The 16,444-nt window shown below is 69.3% G+C and carries 14 protein-coding genes; 2 read left to right on the top strand and 12 right to left on the bottom strand.

Annotated features, from left to right (window positions below):
* Positions 1–5 precede the first annotated feature (5 nt).
* Complete coding sequence (locus ABTX24_RS16610) at positions 6–287, top strand: hypothetical protein (RefSeq protein ID WP_350841030.1); 282 nt, start codon at positions 6–8, stop codon at positions 285–287.
* 16 nt (positions 288–303) lie between these two features.
* Here the strand turns inward: ABTX24_RS16610 and ABTX24_RS16615 are convergent, their stop codons facing one another.
* The 8 genes from ABTX24_RS16615 to ABTX24_RS16650 form a co-directional block, all read right to left on the bottom strand.
* Complete coding sequence (locus ABTX24_RS16615) at positions 304–1,065, bottom strand: DUF4097 family beta strand repeat-containing protein (protein ID WP_350841032.1); 762 nt, start codon at positions 1,063–1,065, stop codon at positions 304–306.
* 91 nt (positions 1,066–1,156) lie between these two features.
* Positions 1,157–1,738 (bottom strand): toxin-antitoxin system HicB family antitoxin, encoded by a 582-nt coding sequence (locus ABTX24_RS16620; protein ID WP_350841034.1) that lies wholly within the window; start codon positions 1,736–1,738, stop codon positions 1,157–1,159.
* A 231-nt stretch (positions 1,739–1,969) separates the two neighbouring features.
* Positions 1,970–5,491, bottom strand: a complete 3,522-nt coding sequence (locus ABTX24_RS16625) for a (Fe-S)-binding protein (protein WP_350841036.1) — start codon at positions 5,489–5,491, stop codon at positions 1,970–1,972.
* Positions 5,492–5,673: 182 nt separating this feature from the next.
* A complete protein-coding gene (locus tag ABTX24_RS16630; RefSeq protein ID WP_160026592.1) occupies positions 5,674–6,957 on the bottom strand; it encodes a choice-of-anchor P family protein in 1,284 nt (427 codons plus the stop codon).
* Positions 6,958–7,223: 266 nt separating this feature from the next.
* Positions 7,224–8,288, bottom strand: coding sequence for a hypothetical protein (locus tag ABTX24_RS16635; protein ID WP_350841038.1), 1,065 nt, complete (start codon positions 8,286–8,288; stop codon positions 7,224–7,226).
* A 170-nt stretch (positions 8,289–8,458) separates the two neighbouring features.
* Positions 8,459–9,322 carry an HpcH/HpaI aldolase/citrate lyase family protein gene (locus ABTX24_RS16640; RefSeq protein ID WP_350841040.1) on the bottom strand — a complete coding sequence of 288 codons (864 nt, stop codon included), beginning with the start codon at positions 9,320–9,322 and terminating at the stop codon, positions 8,459–8,461.
* A 1-nt stretch (position 9,323) separates the two neighbouring features.
* The gene (locus ABTX24_RS16645) at positions 9,324–10,394 is read right to left on the bottom strand and encodes an HpcH/HpaI aldolase/citrate lyase family protein (protein WP_160026594.1); all 1,071 of its coding nucleotides are present in this window, start codon (positions 10,392–10,394) and stop codon (positions 9,324–9,326) included.
* Between the two features lie 57 nt (positions 10,395–10,451).
* Positions 10,452–10,586 (bottom strand): hypothetical protein, encoded by a 135-nt coding sequence (locus tag ABTX24_RS16650; RefSeq protein WP_350718664.1) that lies wholly within the window; start codon positions 10,584–10,586, stop codon positions 10,452–10,454.
* 70 nt (positions 10,587–10,656) lie between these two features.
* On the opposite strand from ABTX24_RS16650, the gene ABTX24_RS16655 reads away from it, so the two are divergent.
* Complete coding sequence (locus tag ABTX24_RS16655; RefSeq protein ID WP_350841042.1) at positions 10,657–11,613, top strand: GlxA family transcriptional regulator; 957 nt, start codon at positions 10,657–10,659, stop codon at positions 11,611–11,613.
* 96 nt (positions 11,614–11,709) lie between these two features.
* Here ABTX24_RS16655 and ABTX24_RS16660 read toward each other — a convergent pair whose 3' ends face one another.
* Genes ABTX24_RS16660 through ABTX24_RS16675 form a run of 4 tightly spaced genes read right to left on the bottom strand, consistent with a single transcriptional unit; the run spans position 11,710 to position 16,366 of the window.
* Entirely contained in the window at positions 11,710–12,255 is a 546-nt protein-coding gene (locus ABTX24_RS16660; RefSeq protein WP_350841044.1) for a DnaJ family domain-containing protein, read from the bottom strand.
* 25 nt (positions 12,256–12,280) lie between these two features.
* On the bottom strand, positions 12,281–13,720 hold the full coding sequence (locus ABTX24_RS16665; RefSeq protein WP_350718669.1) for an MFS transporter: 1,440 nt from the start codon (positions 13,718–13,720) through the stop codon (positions 12,281–12,283).
* Positions 13,717–15,021: a M20/M25/M40 family metallo-hydrolase gene (locus ABTX24_RS16670; protein WP_350841046.1), complete on the bottom strand. Its 1,305-nt coding sequence runs from the start codon at positions 15,019–15,021 to the stop codon at positions 13,717–13,719. The genes ABTX24_RS16665 and ABTX24_RS16670 overlap by 4 nt, the downstream gene beginning before the upstream one ends.
* Positions 15,022–15,073: 52 nt before the next feature.
* Positions 15,074–16,366 carry a C39 family peptidase gene (locus ABTX24_RS16675; RefSeq protein WP_350841048.1) on the bottom strand — a complete coding sequence of 431 codons (1,293 nt, stop codon included), beginning with the start codon at positions 16,364–16,366 and terminating at the stop codon, positions 15,074–15,076.
* Positions 16,367–16,444: the final 78 nt, after the last annotated feature.

The following is a 16,444-nucleotide window of genomic DNA, read 5'->3' on the forward strand; positions in this document are numbered from 1 at the left end:
CTGAGATGTCCAGCGAATCGAACACAGCCAAGACCAACAAGGGTTTCCTCGGCACGCTGCTGTCGCTCTTCGACATCCGCAACGTGATCGGGTCCCTGCTCGCGATCTACGGCATCATCCTGCTGCTGATGGGCCTGTTCGGCGACCCCGAGGTCGACAAGACCGGTGGGCCCAACGCCAACCTGTGGGCGGGCATCGTCCTGCTCGTCATCGGGGCCGCGTTCGTCGCCTGGGGTGTGCTCCGGCCGGTGGTGCCGGACGCACCTCACCTCAACAAGGAGGAGTAGCCCTTCCTCCTCGGTCTCAGAGCCCGATGAGGGTGATGTCACCACTCACAGTGGTGGTGCGGAGCTCGACGTAGGGCTCTCCCGCGGCCGGTGCGCCAGTGCTCTCGACAGTGCTGGTGCACCGGCCGGTCACCGTATTGACGTCGGTCCACACCGGGGTGCCGTTCGGGATCCCGATGCGTACGTCGGAGGAGGCGCCCTTCACCGAGATCCGCCCCGCGCTGACCGAGTGGATCGCGAAGTCGCCCGCGCCGGTCGAGTGGCTCACGTCGCCCTCGACCTCGTCGATCTCCACCGTGCCGGAGCCGGTCTTGGTGTGCAGGTCGTGGACCGTACCGATCCGGATGTCACCGGATCCGGACTTGATCGAGGCACGCCCGTCGAGGACATCCGCCTCGATGTCGCCCGAGCCGGACTCGACCTGGAGCTCCTCGATGACCCGGTCGATCCGAATGTCGCCCGACCCGGTCTGGAGCCAGGCAGCCCGGAGGACGCCCTGGGTGGCGATGTCGGCGGTGCCGGTGCGGGCTCGCAGCTGGCTGCGGGCGGGGACCGTCACGCTGATGTCGTAGCGCCGCGAGCGGCTGAACGGGCCCTTGTGCGGGTCGACGATGTTGATCGTGTCGCCGCTCTGCTCGACGACCAGACTCTCGGCGTCATCGCCGTCGATCTCGACGACGGTCTCGTCGGTATCGGTCGCCTGGACCTCGAGATTGCCCTTCCCGAACTCGACGAAGAGCTTGGCGGGCGCGGTGGACATGAAGGTGTACGTGCTCATGATGATGCTCCTCAGGGTGTGCTGATCTACCGGACCGGCCGGGCGGCCGTCCGTGGTCGTGCATCTGCTGGGTGTCTAGATCTGGCCTAGGTCAGAGCCAGCCGGTCATCCGGCGGTCGGACCGGCCGCGGTTGCTTCCGCGGAACGGGTCGAGGCTGCTCATCGCCTCGTTGACGATGTGGGGGATCGCGGAGAGGTCGACGTCGACGTTGACCGCGTTGTCGCGGGTCGCCGCGCGTACGGCGCCGACGAGCCAGGTGTTGAGCGACTGGCCGGCATCCGCCGCGGCCTCCTCGGCCTTCGCCTTGAGCGACTCGGGGATGCGGAGGGTCACCCGGGCGAGGGTGTCGTCGCCCTCCGGCTCCGGCGGGGTCGGCGGAGCCGGGGGAGCGGGCGGTGTCGGCGGCGTGGGGGCGACCGGCTCGGCGAGCTCGGGAAGGGTGACCCCGAACTCCAGGTCGCGCCCTCGCAGGCGTACGTCCACGTTGCCCGTCGGCAGCTCCGCCGTGATCTCCGCGGCCGCCTGGCTCACCGCCTCCATCACCGCCAGCCGAGCGGCCGGGTCGAGTGCGTAGGTGAGCCGCTCCGCGGTCTCCCGTGCCTCCGGTCCCGATGCCTCGGCAGCGGCCAAGAGGTCCCGTCGCAGGCTGTCGATGTACGGCGTGATGTCCATACGCACCACTATGACATCATCATGACGTCACCACAACCCCGATCTGACATCACGTGATGTCAACCGCCTCGCCGAGGCGTCACCCCGGTCGGCCGAGAGGGCAGGCGCGTCGGTCGAATGGGCACGCTGGTGCCGTCTCGGCCGACGCGAGCGACGTCTCGGCCAAATGACGATGACACCTTGTGAATCACTCACAAGGTGTCATCGGCTGGTGCAGCGGACTGCGTGGGGTCAGAGGTCGAAGAGCGACCCTGCCTCGTGGATGTCGACGTCGGTACGCGGCGCGTGAGCCTCTCCGCTCACGGCCGGCGCCGGCTTCGGGTCCGGCGCGGCCTTCTCGGGCTCGGGCTCCGGGTCGGGCTCCGGGTCGGGCTCGGCTGGCGTCTCCGCCTCGACCGCCGCTTCTTCGGCGGGTGCGGTCGGGGCCTCGTCGACCACGGCTTCCGGGGCAGCCTCGGCCACGGGTGCGGCCTCAGCGGGGGCGGGAGCAGCCGGAGCCGCGGCCGCGACCGCGCCCTCCGGGGCCTCGATGTCGAAGAGCGAGCCGAGGCTGTCGAAGTCGACGTCGGTCTTCGGCTCCGAGGTCACTCCCGAACCTGCCACCGGCGCGGCGGGTGCCGCAGGCGCCTCAGGTGCTGCGGCCGGGGCCTCAGTCGTGGCCTCGACCAGAGCGGTCTCGGCCGGAGCAGCCTCGACCGGAGCGGTCTCGGCCGGAGCAGCCTCGACCGGAGCGGCGGGCTCGGCGGCCTTGGCCGTCGCCGGCTCGGGCTCGCTGGCCGGGATGTCGAAGAGCGAACCACCCGCGCTGAGGTCGATGCTCGGCTCTTCGGCGGCCGGCGTCGCAGCCGGGGCCGCGGGCTCGGCTGCCGGAGCAGCCGGAGCAGCCGGAGCAGCCTTCGCCTCAGGCGCTGGTGCGGCCTCCTCGGCCGGTGCGGCCGGGATGTCGAAGAGCGAGCCGCCTCCACCGAGGTCGACAGCAGGCTCCTCGGCGGGCGCCGGCGCGGCCGGAGCTGCCTTCGCCTCGGGTGCGGCAGCAGGCTCCGCCTCCTGAGCCGGTACGTCGAAGAGCGACCCACCAGACCCGAGATCCGCAGCAGGCTTCTCAGCCGGCTTGTCGGCAGGCTTGTCGGCCGGCACGTCGAAGAGCGAGCCACCCGAAGCCGGGGTCTCCTCCTCGGCAGGTGCCTCCGCAGGCGTGTCGAAGAGCGAACCGCCACCGTCGAATAGCGAGCCACCGGAGGCCGGCTTCTCCGGCTCGGCGGCCGGAGCGGGGGTGTCGAAGAGCGATCCGCCACCCGACGTACCTCCCGAGGCCGGCTCGGCCGGGGCAGGCGTGTCGAAGAGCGAGGACGCGTCGGCCGGAGCCTTCGGAGACTCGGTGGTCTCCGCGGGGGAATCGAAGAGAGACGAACCCGCAGCGGCGGTGGCAGCACCGGCGGCCGGAGCGGCTTCCTCGACAGCCGGAGCAGCCTTGGCGGCGGCACCGACCTTCGCGCCCTCACCCGGGGCCAGCTTGGTCGCCTGCTCGCCCTTGACGGACGCGAGCAGCATCTGCGCGACGTCGAGCACCTCGACCTCTTCGCGTGCGGCCCCGTTGGCCTGGGCCTTGGTCAGGCCGTCGGAGAGCATGACGCGGCAGAACGGGCAGCCGACGGCGATCTGGTCGGCACCGGTGGCGACGGCCTCGTCGGTGCGGTTCTCGTTGATCCGCGACCCGATCTTCTCCTCCATCCACATCCGGGCGCCACCGGCGCCACAGCAGAAGGAGCGCTCGGAGTTGCGGGGCATCTCCTTGTACTCCGCACCCGGCATGATCTGCAGGAGCTCGCGCGGCGGCTCGTAGACGCCGTTGTGGCGACCGATGTAGCACGGGTCGTGGTAGGTGATCGAGCGCTTGTGGGCGCCGGCGCCGTCCGCAACGGGCGTCAGCTTGCCCTCGCGGACGAGGCGGTTGAGCAGCTGGGTGTGGTGGACGACCTCGAGCTCGATGCCGAACTCCTTGTACTCGTTCTTCAACGTGTTGAAGCAGTGAGCACAGGTGGTGACGGCCTTCTTGACCTTGAACTCCTTGAACGTCTCGACGTTCTGCTGAGCCAGGCCCTGGAAGACGAACTCGTTGCCGGCGCGGCGGGCGGAGTCGCCGGTGCAGGTCTCGCCGTTGCCGAGTACGCCGAAGGAGACCCCGGCCATGTCGAGCAGCTCGGCCACGGCGCGGGTGGTCTTCTTGGCCCGGTCCTCGTAGGCGCCGGCACAGCCGACCCAGAACAGCCAGTCGACCTCCTCCAGCGACTCGATGTCCTTGCCGACCTCCTTGACGTCGAAGGGCAGGTCCTTGGCCCAGTCCATGCGCGCGTTGGCGTTCATGTTCCAGGGGTTGCCCTTGCCCTCGAGACCCTTGAAGAGGCCGTTGAGCTCAGAGGGGAAGTTGGACTCGACGAGCACCTGGTAGCGGCGCATGTCCATGATGTGGTCGACGTGCTCGATGTCGACGGGGCACTGCTGGACGCAGGCACCGCAGGACGTGCAGGACCACAGGACGTCCTCGTCGATGACGAAGCCGCCGTCCTCGGGGTTGTAGAACCAGTCGAGCACCTCGGTGTTGCCCCCGGCACCCTCCGGGGCGCCGTCGGCCTTGCCGATCAGCGGCTTCTCCTTGAGATCGCCGTCAGCGGCAGCGGCGTACGCATGCTCGCGCAGGCCCATCATCAGCAGCTTGGGTGAGAGCGGCTTCTCGGTGTTCCAGGCGGGGCACTGCGACTGGCAGCGACCACACTCGGTGCAGGTGGTGAAGTCGAGGATGCCCTTCCAGGAGAAGTCCTGGATCGAGCCGACACCGAGGATGGCGTCCTCGGGGATCCGGTCCTCCTCGACGTCCTCGAGGGTGACCGGCTTGCCGTCGATGAGCATCGGCTTGATCGCGCCGAGCGCGGTGCCGAGCGGGCGCGCGCCGTCGACAGCAGACGTACGTGAAGCAGGCTCGCGCTTGAACCAGATGTTGAACCAGGCGGTGAAGCGGTGCCAGGCGACACCCATCGTCAGGTGGGTGGAGACGACGGCCAGCCAGATCAGCGCCGTGATGATCTTGAAGGCCGCGATCCCGTAGATGACGTTCTCGAGCGTGTGGATCGCGTCGGGGCCGGTCGGGTAGAGCGCCCCGAAGAACTGCGAGATCGGGAAGTGGAACGCGGTGGCGTGCTCGGCGACCTCGCCGCCGTGGGCCTTGGCGAGGTTGTACTCCGCACCGCGGATGAACAGGATCGCCGCGCTCTCGACCAGCACCATCGCCTCGACGAAGAACGCCTGCCACTGCGTGGAGCCGTAGAACCGCGTGCCGCGACCCATCTTCGAGGGCAGGTGGGTCACCCGGTAGATGATCAGCGGGATGATGCCCAGCGCGCCGAGCAGGCCGAGGAGCTCGGCGAGCCACTCGTAGGCGAACAGCTTGCCGATGACCGGGAGCGTCCACTCGGGGTCGAAGAGCTGGAAGTACGCAGCCCCGACCGCTGTCGAGAGCAGCAGGAACGCGGCGAAGGCGAACCAGTGGAGCACGCCGACCCAGGTCCACTGCAGCATGCGCGTGTGGAGGACCGTCTCTTTCAACATCGTCAGGGTGCGGGCGAGTGGCTGGTCGACGCGGCTGATCGGCGTACCGATCTTGATGACCGCGAGCATCGACCGGACCGCCTTGATCACCAGGTAGGCGGTGGCCACCGTTGCCGCAAGACACACGACGATGGCGATGATCTGCAACATGCCTAGGCGCTCCTCATCAGGGGGCAGGACTGCCGGAATGAACCGAGCCTAATGCTTCAGGTCGGCTCGACTGCGTATGGGTGGGTTGATACTACCCGTGAGTAACTTCATAAAGAAGAAACGGCCCGCGACCTGGTCAGGACGCGGGCCGTTTCTTAGGACAGCCTCAGTGGATCAAGGCCTCACTTGTTCGCGTTCACCTTGAACTTGGCGTGACCGATGTTGACGACCGACTTGGTGCCCTCGGTCGCGTCGAGGAGCGTCAGCCGCAGGGCGACGACCTCAACCAGGTTCTTGCTGCGCTCGACGACGACCTTGGTCTCGATCTTGGCCAGGCCGGGGATGTCGACGCGGGAGAGCGCCGACTCCAGCTGGGCGAGGGAGACCTTCTGGTCGTTGATGTAGATGTCGCCGAACTTGGTGCCCGAGATGGACGTCGTGGAGCCCTTGCCCTTGACGTACTTGGCGTTGGCCTGGGCGCGGATGGCCTCGATGCGGATCGCGCCGTCGCCGATGTTGACGCTGGCGACCTCACCGAAGGTGTAGCCCTCGGCGGTGGTCTTGGTCTGGTTCGAACGCTGGCCGCTCGTGAGGCCCTTGACGTCCAGGATGTCGCCCGCCTCGCCCAGCGGAACGCCGGCGATGGACTTGGTCTTCAGCTTGCCCTTGGTGCCGGCGCAGCCAGCGTTGGTCAGCGGGTTCTTGCCGATCTGGACGGCGCCGCCGAGAGCGGAGGCGTCGACCGAGTTGGAGAAGCCGTTGAAGACGGCGGAGAAGGCCTGGCCGTTGATCTCGGCGCGGGAGCGACCGACGATGACCTCGGAGTCGGTGCCGTGGAGCTTGATCCAGATGCCGTTGGCGTAAGCCTGGGCGCCGTCGGCGTTGGTCTTCTCGACGGTGTTGCCCAGACCGATGGTGGCAATGCCCGGGATGACGAGCGGCTTGTCACGGCCGGGGATCGGGAGGTCGATCTTCTGGCCGGGACCGGCCGGGTCGAGGACCACGTGAGCGATCTTGGCCTTGGAGTCGGCCTTGTAGGCCTTCCCGTCCCACCAGGCCTGGGAAACCGAGCTGAGGCCCTCGACGGTGACCTTGCCCAGCGGGCTCTTGTCGAGCACGACGTCGGCGATCTTGTGCTCCGAGATGGACTTGACCACCGCGCCGGACTTGACGGTGCGCTGCTTGGTGGTGGTCGCACCGATCGTGCCGATGCCGGGCACCTTGGCGCCGGCGGTGTTGTTGTTGACGTCGTAACCAGCCTTACGGGTGCACCCGATCGTCTGGTATCCGAGGTCTCCCGAGTTGGCCGGGATGCTTCCACCGGTCACGCGGGTGCCGAAGCCGCTCGCGAACAGCCCGAAGGAGGTGTTCGTCAGTGCGGCCTGAGAAGGCGCCGGCACAACCAGAACTGCGCCGACGACGGCGGCAGCGGCTGCGGACAGCGCGAACGTACGGATGCTTCGCATTGTTGGTTGGACTCCGATTCTGCGGTGGGGATCCCCCAAGATCCCCGCAACGGGGCCGTGCCACCTGCCAGATCCGGGGGAACCTGGCGCACTCCCGAGTTAAGGGGTGGCACATCGGGCAAACGAGAGAAAACCACGGAAGTTATCGGGACGGAGGTCCTATTTCTAGATGACCCTTCCTGGCCATGGGTAACCCACCCGGGCATACGCAAACGGGGCCGTGACCTCGGAATGAGGTCACGGCCCCGTTGTGGGCCACTCGATGACTACCGGGTCAGGTCGAGCTTGATTCCGGTGAGACCGTCGATGACGCCCGTCACCGTGTCGAGCACCGGGGCGACCACGTTCTCGCCCAGCGACGGCTGCGCCGGCGCCGGGGTCGGCTCGGGCTCGGGTTCGGGCTGGGGCTGCGGAGCGGGCTCCGGGGCCGGCTCGGGAGCCGGTTCGGGAGCGGGGGCCGGGTCCTTGTCCGACAAGGTGTCACCCTCGCGTGGGGCGGAGATCGTCCCGCTGGAGGAGTGAGCGCCGCCGTAGGTCTCGGCGGTGGAGGGTGCGTCGTAGTCGCCGTTGGAGTGCTTGCCGCCGGCGGTGGTGCCCGGGGCCGCGGGGGAGAACGGCGACGTCCTCTCCGGCGCGATCACACCGGGGGCGTCGATGATCTTCTGGTCGGCGACGTCGACCACGGGTACGGCGTCGTACTGGCCGGCGTGGGCCTTGGCCTGCGTGGTCTCGAGGCCCTGTTCGACGTTGGCCTGGGCGAAGGCGCCGATGCCGGCCGAGGCGATCGCCATCGCGGCGAGCGGCAGCAGCACGGCCTTCTTGTTGCGGGCGCGGCTCTTCGGGATCCGGTGCTCCTCGACCACGCCGTTCCGGGTCGGCACCTGCGCGGCGGCGTACGGCGGCATCGCCGGGTTGGCGAACGTCACCGGCCCGGCAGGGTGGAACTGCTGTGCCGTGTAGGGGCTCGGCTGGTAGGCGTACTGCGGCAGCCGGGTGTGCGCGGGCATCGGGCGCTGGTAGGTGGCCCGCGGCGGCTGGGAGTAGCCGGCATCGGAGTGTCGCAGGACGATCGCCGTGCCGGGCTGCGGCGGCGGGTATGGCGTGTACGGCGTGTGATGCGGTCGCACTCGCTCCGCGGCTGGGTTCGTCTTGGGATTGGTGAACCACGACTCGTCCGCCGGGGACACCCCCTCGAGAGCGCGGCGAGCGATCTCGAGGGGTTCGGGCGCGGTGTCGTTCGTGGGGAGCATCGGTGTGGCGGGGTGTCGAGCCGGCGTGGGTGGGACGTTCGAGTGGTCCCCCGTCGCGGGCCGACGATTCGCTTCAGTCATCTGACGCTGTCTCCTGAGCGCGTAGCGAGTGTCGGTTGTGTCGCGCAGCACGTAACGGAACCAGAATCGCGCCGGTTTGTCACCTTCTTCTCGGAAAAAAGTTACTGATCAGCCAAGATGGGCGATCAGTAACTTTTTCTATACATTGAGAGATATTCCTGGCCGGTGGCCTACAGCGCGGCGATGGCCTCGGCGATGCTGAGGACTCGCTTGGCGGACTCGACGTGGAGGGCCTCCACCATCTTGCCGTTGTAGGTCGCGACGCCGCTGCCGGCGGCCTCGAACGCCTCGATGAGACCCTTGGCGTCCGCCACCGCCTGCTCGCTGGGCGCGAAGCCTGCGTTGGCACCCTCGACCTGGGTCGGGTGGATCAGGGTCTTGCCGTCGAACCCGAAGATCCGGCCCTGCTCGACCTCGGCCGCGTAGCCCTCGGCGTCCTTCACGTTGTTGTAGACGCCGTCGAGGATGACCTTGCCGCTCGCGCGCGCGGCGAGCACGGCCAGCTGGAGGCTGGTGACCAGGTTGGCGCGGGCCGGGACGTGGTCGACGTACAGCTCCTTGACCAGGTCGTTGGTGCCCATGACGAGCACCGTCAGCCGCTCGGAGGCGGAGGCGATCTCCTCGGCGTTGAGGATGGCGTACGGGCTCTCGATCATCGCCCAGAGCTTCGTCTGCTCCGGGACGCCGGCCTTCTCGAAGGCCGCGACGAGGTCGTGCACCTGCTGGGCGCTGTTGACCTTGGGGACCACGATCGCGTCGGGTCCTGCCTTGGCCGCGGTGGCCAGGTCGTCGGCATGCCACTCGGTGTCGGCGCCGTTGATGCGGATGGTGAGGTACTTGTTGCCGTACTCGCCCGATGTCACGGCCGCGGCGGCGTTCTCGCGCGCCTCCGGCTTGGCGTCGGGGGCGACGGCGTCCTCGAGGTCGAGGATCAGCGCGTCGGCGGTGATCGTCTTCGCCTTCTCGAGGGCGCGCGTGTTGGAGCTCGGCATGTAGAGAACCGAGCGCAGGGGGCGGAAGGTCGTGTCGGTCATCTCAGTCCTCGATCTCGATCGCGTCGTAGAGCTCCTTGAGCTTCGGGTCGATGGCGGCCAGCTCCTCGGCGAGGTCGACGAGCACCAGGCACTGCTTCAGCGAGGCGTCGTCCTCCATCTTGCCGTCGAGCATGACCGCGCCGGTGCCGTCGCCCATGGCGGCGACCACGCGGCGCGCGTGCTTGATGTCCTCGACGCTGGGGGAGAAGACGCGGTTGGCGATCTCGATCTGCTTCGGGTGCAGGCTCCAGGTGCCGACGCAGCCGAGCAGGAACGCGTTGCGGAACTGGTCCTCGGCCGCGACCACGTCGGTGATGTCGCCGAACGGGCCGTAGTAGGGGTAGATCCCCGCCGCGGCGCAGGCGTCGACCATCTTCGCGATCGTGTAGTGCCACAGGTCCTGCTGGAAGACCGCGCGGTTGCCGTGGATGTCGCCGTCGACCGGGTCCTGGCGGACCAGGTAGCCCGGGTGGCCGCCGCCGACGCGGGTGGTCTTCATCTTGCGGTCGGCCGCGAGGTCGGCCGGGCCGAGGCTGATGCCCTGCATGCGCGGGGAGGCGAGCGCGATCTCCTCGACGTTGGCCACGCCGCGCGCGGTCTCGAGGATGGCGTGGATGAGGATCGGCTTCTGTACGCCGCCCTTGGCCTCGAGCTGCGCGAGCAGCCGGTCCACGTAGTGGATGTCCTCGGGACCCTGCACCTTCGGCACCATCACGACGTCGAGCTTGTCGCCGATCTCGGTGACCAGGGTGACCAGGTCGTCGAGCACCCACGGGGAGTCGAGCGAGTTGATCCGGGTCCACAGCTGGGTCTTGCCGAAGTCGGTGTTCTTCGCGATCTCGACCAGGCCCTCGCGCGCCGCGACCTTGTTGTCGGCCTTGACGGCGTCCTCCAGGTTGCCGAGGAGCACGTCGACGGTGCCGACCATGGCGGGCACCTTGGCCGCCATCTTCGGGTTCGACGGGTCGAAGAAATGGATCGCACGACTGGGCCGTGCCGGGATCTCCCGCAGCGGTGCGGGGGCGCCCACCGCCAACGGTGCGAAGAAGTCCTTGGGGCTCTTGTGACTCATGCCGGTCACCCTAACGGCCGGGAGTTACCGGCCGGTAGGTGTCTCGGCTTGTAACGATCACGACCGGCGTCGGGAGGGATGGTCCTTGGGAACCTGGGCGCCGTGACGGATCCGGGCGCCGGCGTCGAAGCCGGCGAGGACGGAGCGGACGGTGCTGCGGACCTTGCTGGGGTTCTTCTTGTAGTTGGTCATGACTCCAGAGTGCTCTCGCGGAGCGTCGAGGAGGAGTGGCAGGATTGACTAAGAGTGATAGATTCTTGCCATGCCTGCGAAGCCGTCCATCGCCATCCCGATCGTCGACGGGATGACCCTGTTCGAGATCGGGATGCCGCTCGAGGCGCTCGGCTACGACTGGGACCACGACGCCAGCCCGCTCTACGACGTGGTGCTGTGCGGCGACCTGCGTGGGGTGCGCGTCCACGGTGGACCGCGGCTGACTCCGCAACGGCCGATGGCCGCGCTGGCCGAGTTCGAAACGGTGCTGGTGCCGGCGATCCGTCCGGGCGAGCCGATCAGTCCGACCCTGGTCCGGGAGCTGCGCCGGGCCGCCGCGGGCGGGGCTCGGATGGTCTCGCTGTGCACGGGTGCCTTCGCCCTGGCCGAGGCCGGGCTGCTGGACGGTCGCCGCGCCACGACCCATTGGCGATGGACGGAGCTGTTCCGGCGTACGTATCCCGGGGTCGACCTCGACCCGCGGGCGATCTACGTCGACGACGGTGTGCTGACGAGCGCAGGCTCGGCCGCAGGGCTGGACTTGTGCCTCCACCTGATCCGCACCGACCACGGCCAGCACGCCGCCAACACCATCGCCCGCAACCTGGTCATCGCCTCGCACCGCGACGGCGACCAGGCGCAGTACGTCGCGGCCGACCCGCTCACCGAACAGGCCCACTGGCTCGACGAGCTGCGCAGCTGGCTCCGGGCCAACCTGCACGAGGACATCACTCTCGAGCGTCTGGCGGCGGCTGCCGCGGTCTCGCCGCGCACCCTCGCCCGGCGCTTCGAGCGCGACCTCGCCACCACTCCGATGCGCTGGGTCACCGCAGAGCGGATCGCGGTCGCCAAGACCCTCCTCGAGACCACCGATCTGCCGATCGAGCGGATCAGCCGCGAGTCCGGCTACTACTCACCGGTGACTTTCCGGGCGGGGTTCACCTCGGAGGTCGGCGTGACTCCGGGGCGCTACCGGTCGCGGTTCTCACGTCGCGAGGTGGGTTAGGCCGGGATGTTCACCGAGGTAACTCGGCGAGCGTGCACTGACCTGGTGGAGTTCCACGATGGGAGTGGCGCCTGACCGAGTTACCTCGGTGAACATTCACCGCCGCTGCCACCAACGGCGCTTCCGGGCTTCCTCCCGGCGGCGTACGTCTGCCCTGGCCGCCTCCACCCGGGCGGCGCGGCGCTCGCGCCAGGCGTCGAGCGTCGCGTCGACGTCGCGGGGCATGGTGATCAGCGGCGGGCCCTCGGGCGCGCCGTAGCGGGCCGCGATGACGCGCTCGTTGAACTCCTCGACGATCCTGCGGGCGCCGTCCTCGGTGGTCTGGGTGTCGAGGAGGCCGTCGAGCTCGGCGTCGTCCTTGCGGAGCTGGACGGACCGGGGGAGCACCACGATCTGCTCGCGCTCGACGAGCTGCTTGACCCACCAGTCGGGATCGTGCTCGCGGTCGAGGTTCTTGATCGGCTTGCCGGCGCCGGGCAGGTTGTCGAACTCGCCGCGCTGGATCGACTGCTGCACCTGGAGGTCGACCCACTTGGCCTGCTCCTGGATCCGGGCCGCGGCTGCCGCCTTGCTCGCCGCATCGGAGAGAGGGGGCGCCTGCGTCTCCGGGCGCTCCTCGGGCCGGTCCTCGCTCGTGGGCATGTGATCACCTCCAGCGCGGGAAAGTTTACCCAGCGCTGGTTGTGCGGCGGGGCAGCAGGAGCAGCAGCCCGGCGACGAGAGCGGTGATGCCGCACACCGCCCACACCGTGAGGTAGCCCGAGAGCGGCGCGTGCGCCTCGCCGGCGATGGATCCGTCCGCGGCGAGCGCGATCGCGAAGACCGCGGAGGCGATGGCGCCACCGACGGTCTTGGTGGCGTTGGTCATGCCGGTCGCGAACGCGGTGCGGGAGGACGGTGCGGCCGCGGCGGCGGCCGCCGGCAGCGAGGCGACCAGGGCACCCGAGCCGAGCCCGACGACGGCCATGTTGAGGAGTCCCTGGCCGGTGGAGTCATGGAACGGGAGCCACATCAGATAGCCGGTGGCCACCAGGAAGCAGGCGACCGCCTGGGCCCGCACCGGCCCGAGGAACCGGGCCCACAGCGGCAGGGTGAAGGCGGAGATCGCCATCGCGATCACGTACTCAGCGATCAGCAGCGACACGAACGACGCGTCGGCGCCCAGCCCGAATCCGGCCTCGTCAGGTGACGTGCGCGCGAAGGTCGACAGCGGGATCTGTGCTCCCAGCACCGACATCCCGAAGAGGAACGCGGTCAGCTGGATCGGCCACTGCCCGCGCGAGACCAGCAGACGTACGTCGATCAGCGGCTCGCGCCCGCCGGCATCGTCCAGCGCCGTCTCGATGCGCCAGAACGGGACCAGGGTGAGCAGCCCCAGGACCACGAGGCCCCAGGCGAGGAGAGACCCGGCCCCGAGGACACGTACGCCGACCAGCCCGGCCATGACCAGGCCGAGCACGAGGGTCAGCACCGTCAGCCCGAGCCAGTCGAAGGCGCCGCCGCTGGTGCCGGAGTCGGGTTCGATGCCGACGGCGATGACGACGAAGACAGCGGTCACGGCCACGGCCGGGAAGGAGAGGATCGCCCACATCGGGAGGATGCCGACGAGGGCGCCGGCGGCGATCGCGCCGATGATCACCGAGACCTGCAGCGCGCCGACCAGGACACCGGCGGCCCGGCGGGTCAGGGCGGTGTCGCCGCCGGTGCGTTTGTGGACGATGGCGACCTCGAGGGGCAGCCAGATGACGTAGGCGCCCTGGATCGACCAGGCGACCAGGAACGAGCCGAAGTCGGGGGCGACCACGGTCCACCAGGTGGCGAGCGCGGTGATGCCGGTCGCCAGCAGCAGCACCTTCTTGTGGCCGATCAGGTCGCCGAGCCGGGCGAGCGGGGGCACGCACAGCGCGGAGACGATCAGCTGCCCGGCCTCGAGCCAGTTGAGGTCGGCGTCGGAGACGCCGAGATGGTCGGCGAGATCGGAGAAGATCGGGGTGTAGTAGCCCTGCAGGATGCCGCTGGCGAACTCGACGGCCACCAGGAAGCCGACGATCACCCAGATTCCGCGGGCGGCCTTCTCGACGCCGGTGCGCTGGCTTTCGGTGGTCACAGTGACTCGATCAACCTTCGGTAGAAGCGGATCCCGTCGAGGTAGTCATCGACCCTGATGTTCTCGTCGGCGGCGTGGATGGTGGCGCGCTGGGCAGCGGTCATCCGGAACGGCGCGAACCGGTAGACCCGGTCGCTGATCTCGTAGAAGAAGCGCGAGTCGGTCGCGGCCATCACCGTGTAGGGAGCCGGCACCGCTTCCGGGAAGACTTCCGCGATGGTCTCGGTGATCTTCGCGAAGGCCTCGTCACGTGGCGAGACCGGGGACGGCTCACCCGCGCGTACGACCTCGATCTCGACCTGCTTGTCGCCGATCGCGGCACGCAGCCGCTCGACGACCTCGGCGACGGTCTCGCCGACCATGATCCGCAGGTTGACCCCGGCCGAGGCGGCCGAGGCGATGACGTTGGCCGCCGGGCTGCCCTCGAGCGTCGTGATCGCGACGGTGGTGCGGGTCAGCGCGGCGGGCTCGGGTCCGAGCCGGGTCAGCAGCCGGGCCAGCGCCGGCGCCAGCCGACCCGCGTTGGCCAGGACAGGTCGCATGGGCTTGGCCGCGTACGGGGCGATCTGCTCGAACATCTCGACCGTCGGCGCCGGCAGCCGGACCGGCATCGACATCCGGTCGAGCCGGGTGATCGCGCGGGCGAGCCGCGCGGTCGGGCCGTTCTGGCGTGGGGTGGAGGAGTGGCCGCCGTCGCCGGTCACCGTGAGGCGTACGTCGGTGGTGCCCTTCTCGGCGACGCCGACGACCCCGATCGGTGCCGCGACGCCCGGGAAGGCGTCGAAGGCGACCGCGCCGCCCTCGTCGAGCACGAACCACGGCTCGACCCCCTGGTCGCGAAGCTCCTGGACCGCTGCCCGCGCGGCCGCGCCGGTCGTCTCCTCGTCGGAGCCGAACGACAGCCAGACGTCGTACGCCGGCTCGAACCCGTCCGCGAGGAGCCCCTCGACCGCGGCGCAGATCGCCACCAGCTGGCCCTTGTCGTCGAGCGTGCCGCGCCCGTGGATCACGCCGTCGACGATCTCGCCGCCGAACGGGTCGTGGGTCCAGACGCCTGCGATCGGGACGACGTCCTGGTGGGCCATCAGGACGATCGGCTTCTCGGCCGAGGCGCCGGGCCAGCGGAAGAGGAGGCCGTGGGTGCCGACCGGGTTGAGGTCGAGGGTCGCGTGCAGCAGCGGGAAGTGCTCGCGCAGCGCCTCGTGTAGCTGCTCGAACGCCTTCTGCTCCGCGCCGGAGCCGTCGTTGACGGTCGGGGCTCGAAGTGCGGCCTGAAGAGCGGCGACGGCATCGAGTGTCATGGCCGCAACCTAGTCGGCTGTGGCGGTGCGGATCACCGTGGTGGCGTCTCCGTCACCAGTTTGTGGCCTTCCCTGCGCCGGGCAGCGGCACGTCGCGCGGGTGGATGACGTAGGTGACCCCGTCGGTCGAGGTCTGCCAGACCCGCTCGAAGTTCTCGCGGGTGTAGACGTTGCGCACCTCGTCGTTGGAGGAGTGGTTGGGGTCGTAGACGATCGGGTCGCCCTCGGCGGTGAAGCCACCGATGACCAGCAGGTGGCCGTCGGTGCCGTAACCCGACTCCGGCATCTCCTCGCGTTCCCAGCTGGCGGAGACGACCAACGGGAAGCCGGCCGCCACCAGAGCCTCGGCCTCGGCCAGCGAACGCAACCGGGTCACGAACCCGTCCAGACCCCAGCGGCCGGCGTAGGCGGTGTTGAACGGCCAGTTGCCGGCGCCCTCGTAGGCGTAGTCCCAGGTGTTGATCGCGGCGTAGGCGACCTGCGGGTCACCGTTGGGCGCCTCGATGTCCGTCAGCTCGCCCGCCGGGACCTCGTGACCCCAGTGGTACTGCACCATCGTCGTCGAGGTCGGTGAGCACCAGACCTGACCACCGCCACCGAACTCCGGGTATTCGCCGCGGTGGATGTTCTGGCTGAACGGCGGCACCCTGAGGTCGACCTCGCTGTCGAGGGTCGGCGTGCTCGTGCCGGGGTAGGCGGAGTCGGGCAGGTACTCGTTGGTCAGCGTCGAGACCGTTCGCAGGCTGGGGGAGACGGTCGCGCCCTCGGGGCGCAGCAGGGTGACCCTGGTCTGGAACGCCTCGGGCTCCTTGCCGGTCCGGGCGACGTACGTGTCGGTGTAGAGCGCCGCGTCGGTGTCGCTCTGTCCTTCGACGGAGGTGCGGTGGATGTCGCCGGCCGCGAAGTCGTCGCCGGCCGTCCAGCGGCCCATCACGAACCACTTCGTCCAGGTGCCGTCCGCCTTCCGCCCGCGGAACCGGATCTCGGCCCAGGTGCCGGTCGGGGTGTCGACGTCCCACGAGGTGACCGACTCGTCGATCGGGTATCCGGTCGTGACCACGGGCGAGGTCCACGTGCCGTACTCGTAGGTCCTGGCCGTGCCGTCGCCGAAGGGGTCGGCGTAGGTGGTCGTCTCGCTGCCGCGGCCGATCCGGAGGGTGCCGTGCCGGTCCGGGCGCAGGTTGCTCGACCTGCCCTTCGCGAAGTCTTCGAGGCTGTTCCACCGGGTGAGGGTGATGTCGGTGGGGGTCTCAGGCTCGGCCGCGTGGACCGGAGTCGTGGGCGCGACCAGGACGACTGCGGCGGCGAGCGCGGCGACGTACGCGAGGCGGGACCGAGGGCTCATGCCCGGCACGCTATTCCTCCTCGGAGGGCCGGGCCATGACATTTCGGCAGTCCGACTCCCGGGAAACTTCGGTGTCGG

This window comes from Nocardioides sp. NPDC127514 (genome assembly GCF_040302125.1).
GTDB lineage: Bacteria > Actinomycetota > Actinomycetes > Propionibacteriales > Nocardioidaceae > Nocardioides.

Excerpts from the sequence above, each read along its gene's own strand:
- ABTX24_RS16630 (WP_160026592.1), bottom strand. The coding sequence starts at position 6,957 with ATGCGAAGCATCCGTACGTTCGCGCTGTCCGCAGCCGCTGCCGCCGTC.
- ABTX24_RS16670 (WP_350841046.1), bottom strand. The coding sequence starts at position 15,021 with ATGACACTCGATGCCGTCGCCGCTCTTCAGGCCGCACTTCGAGCCCCG.
- ABTX24_RS16635 (WP_350841038.1), bottom strand. The coding sequence starts at position 8,288 with ATGACTGAAGCGAATCGTCGGCCCGCGACGGGGGACCACTCGAACGTC.
- ABTX24_RS16615 (WP_350841032.1), bottom strand. The coding sequence starts at position 1,065 with ATGAGCACGTACACCTTCATGTCCACCGCGCCCGCCAAGCTCTTCGTC.
- ABTX24_RS16650 (WP_350718664.1), bottom strand. The coding sequence starts at position 10,586 with ATGACCAACTACAAGAAGAACCCCAGCAAGGTCCGCAGCACCGTCCGC.
- ABTX24_RS16610 (WP_350841030.1), top strand. The coding sequence starts at position 6 with ATGTCCAGCGAATCGAACACAGCCAAGACCAACAAGGGTTTCCTCGGC.
- ABTX24_RS16620 (WP_350841034.1), bottom strand. The coding sequence starts at position 1,738 with ATGGACATCACGCCGTACATCGACAGCCTGCGACGGGACCTCTTGGCC.
- ABTX24_RS16655 (WP_350841042.1), top strand. The coding sequence starts at position 10,657 with ATGCCTGCGAAGCCGTCCATCGCCATCCCGATCGTCGACGGGATGACC.
- ABTX24_RS16640 (WP_350841040.1), bottom strand. The coding sequence starts at position 9,322 with ATGACCGACACGACCTTCCGCCCCCTGCGCTCGGTTCTCTACATGCCG.
- ABTX24_RS16645 (WP_160026594.1), bottom strand. The coding sequence starts at position 10,394 with ATGAGTCACAAGAGCCCCAAGGACTTCTTCGCACCGTTGGCGGTGGGC.
- ABTX24_RS16675 (WP_350841048.1), bottom strand. The coding sequence starts at position 16,366 with ATGAGCCCTCGGTCCCGCCTCGCGTACGTCGCCGCGCTCGCCGCCGCA.
- ABTX24_RS16660 (WP_350841044.1), bottom strand. The coding sequence starts at position 12,255 with ATGCCCACGAGCGAGGACCGGCCCGAGGAGCGCCCGGAGACGCAGGCG.
- ABTX24_RS16625 (WP_350841036.1), bottom strand. The coding sequence starts at position 5,491 with ATGTTGCAGATCATCGCCATCGTCGTGTGTCTTGCGGCAACGGTGGCC.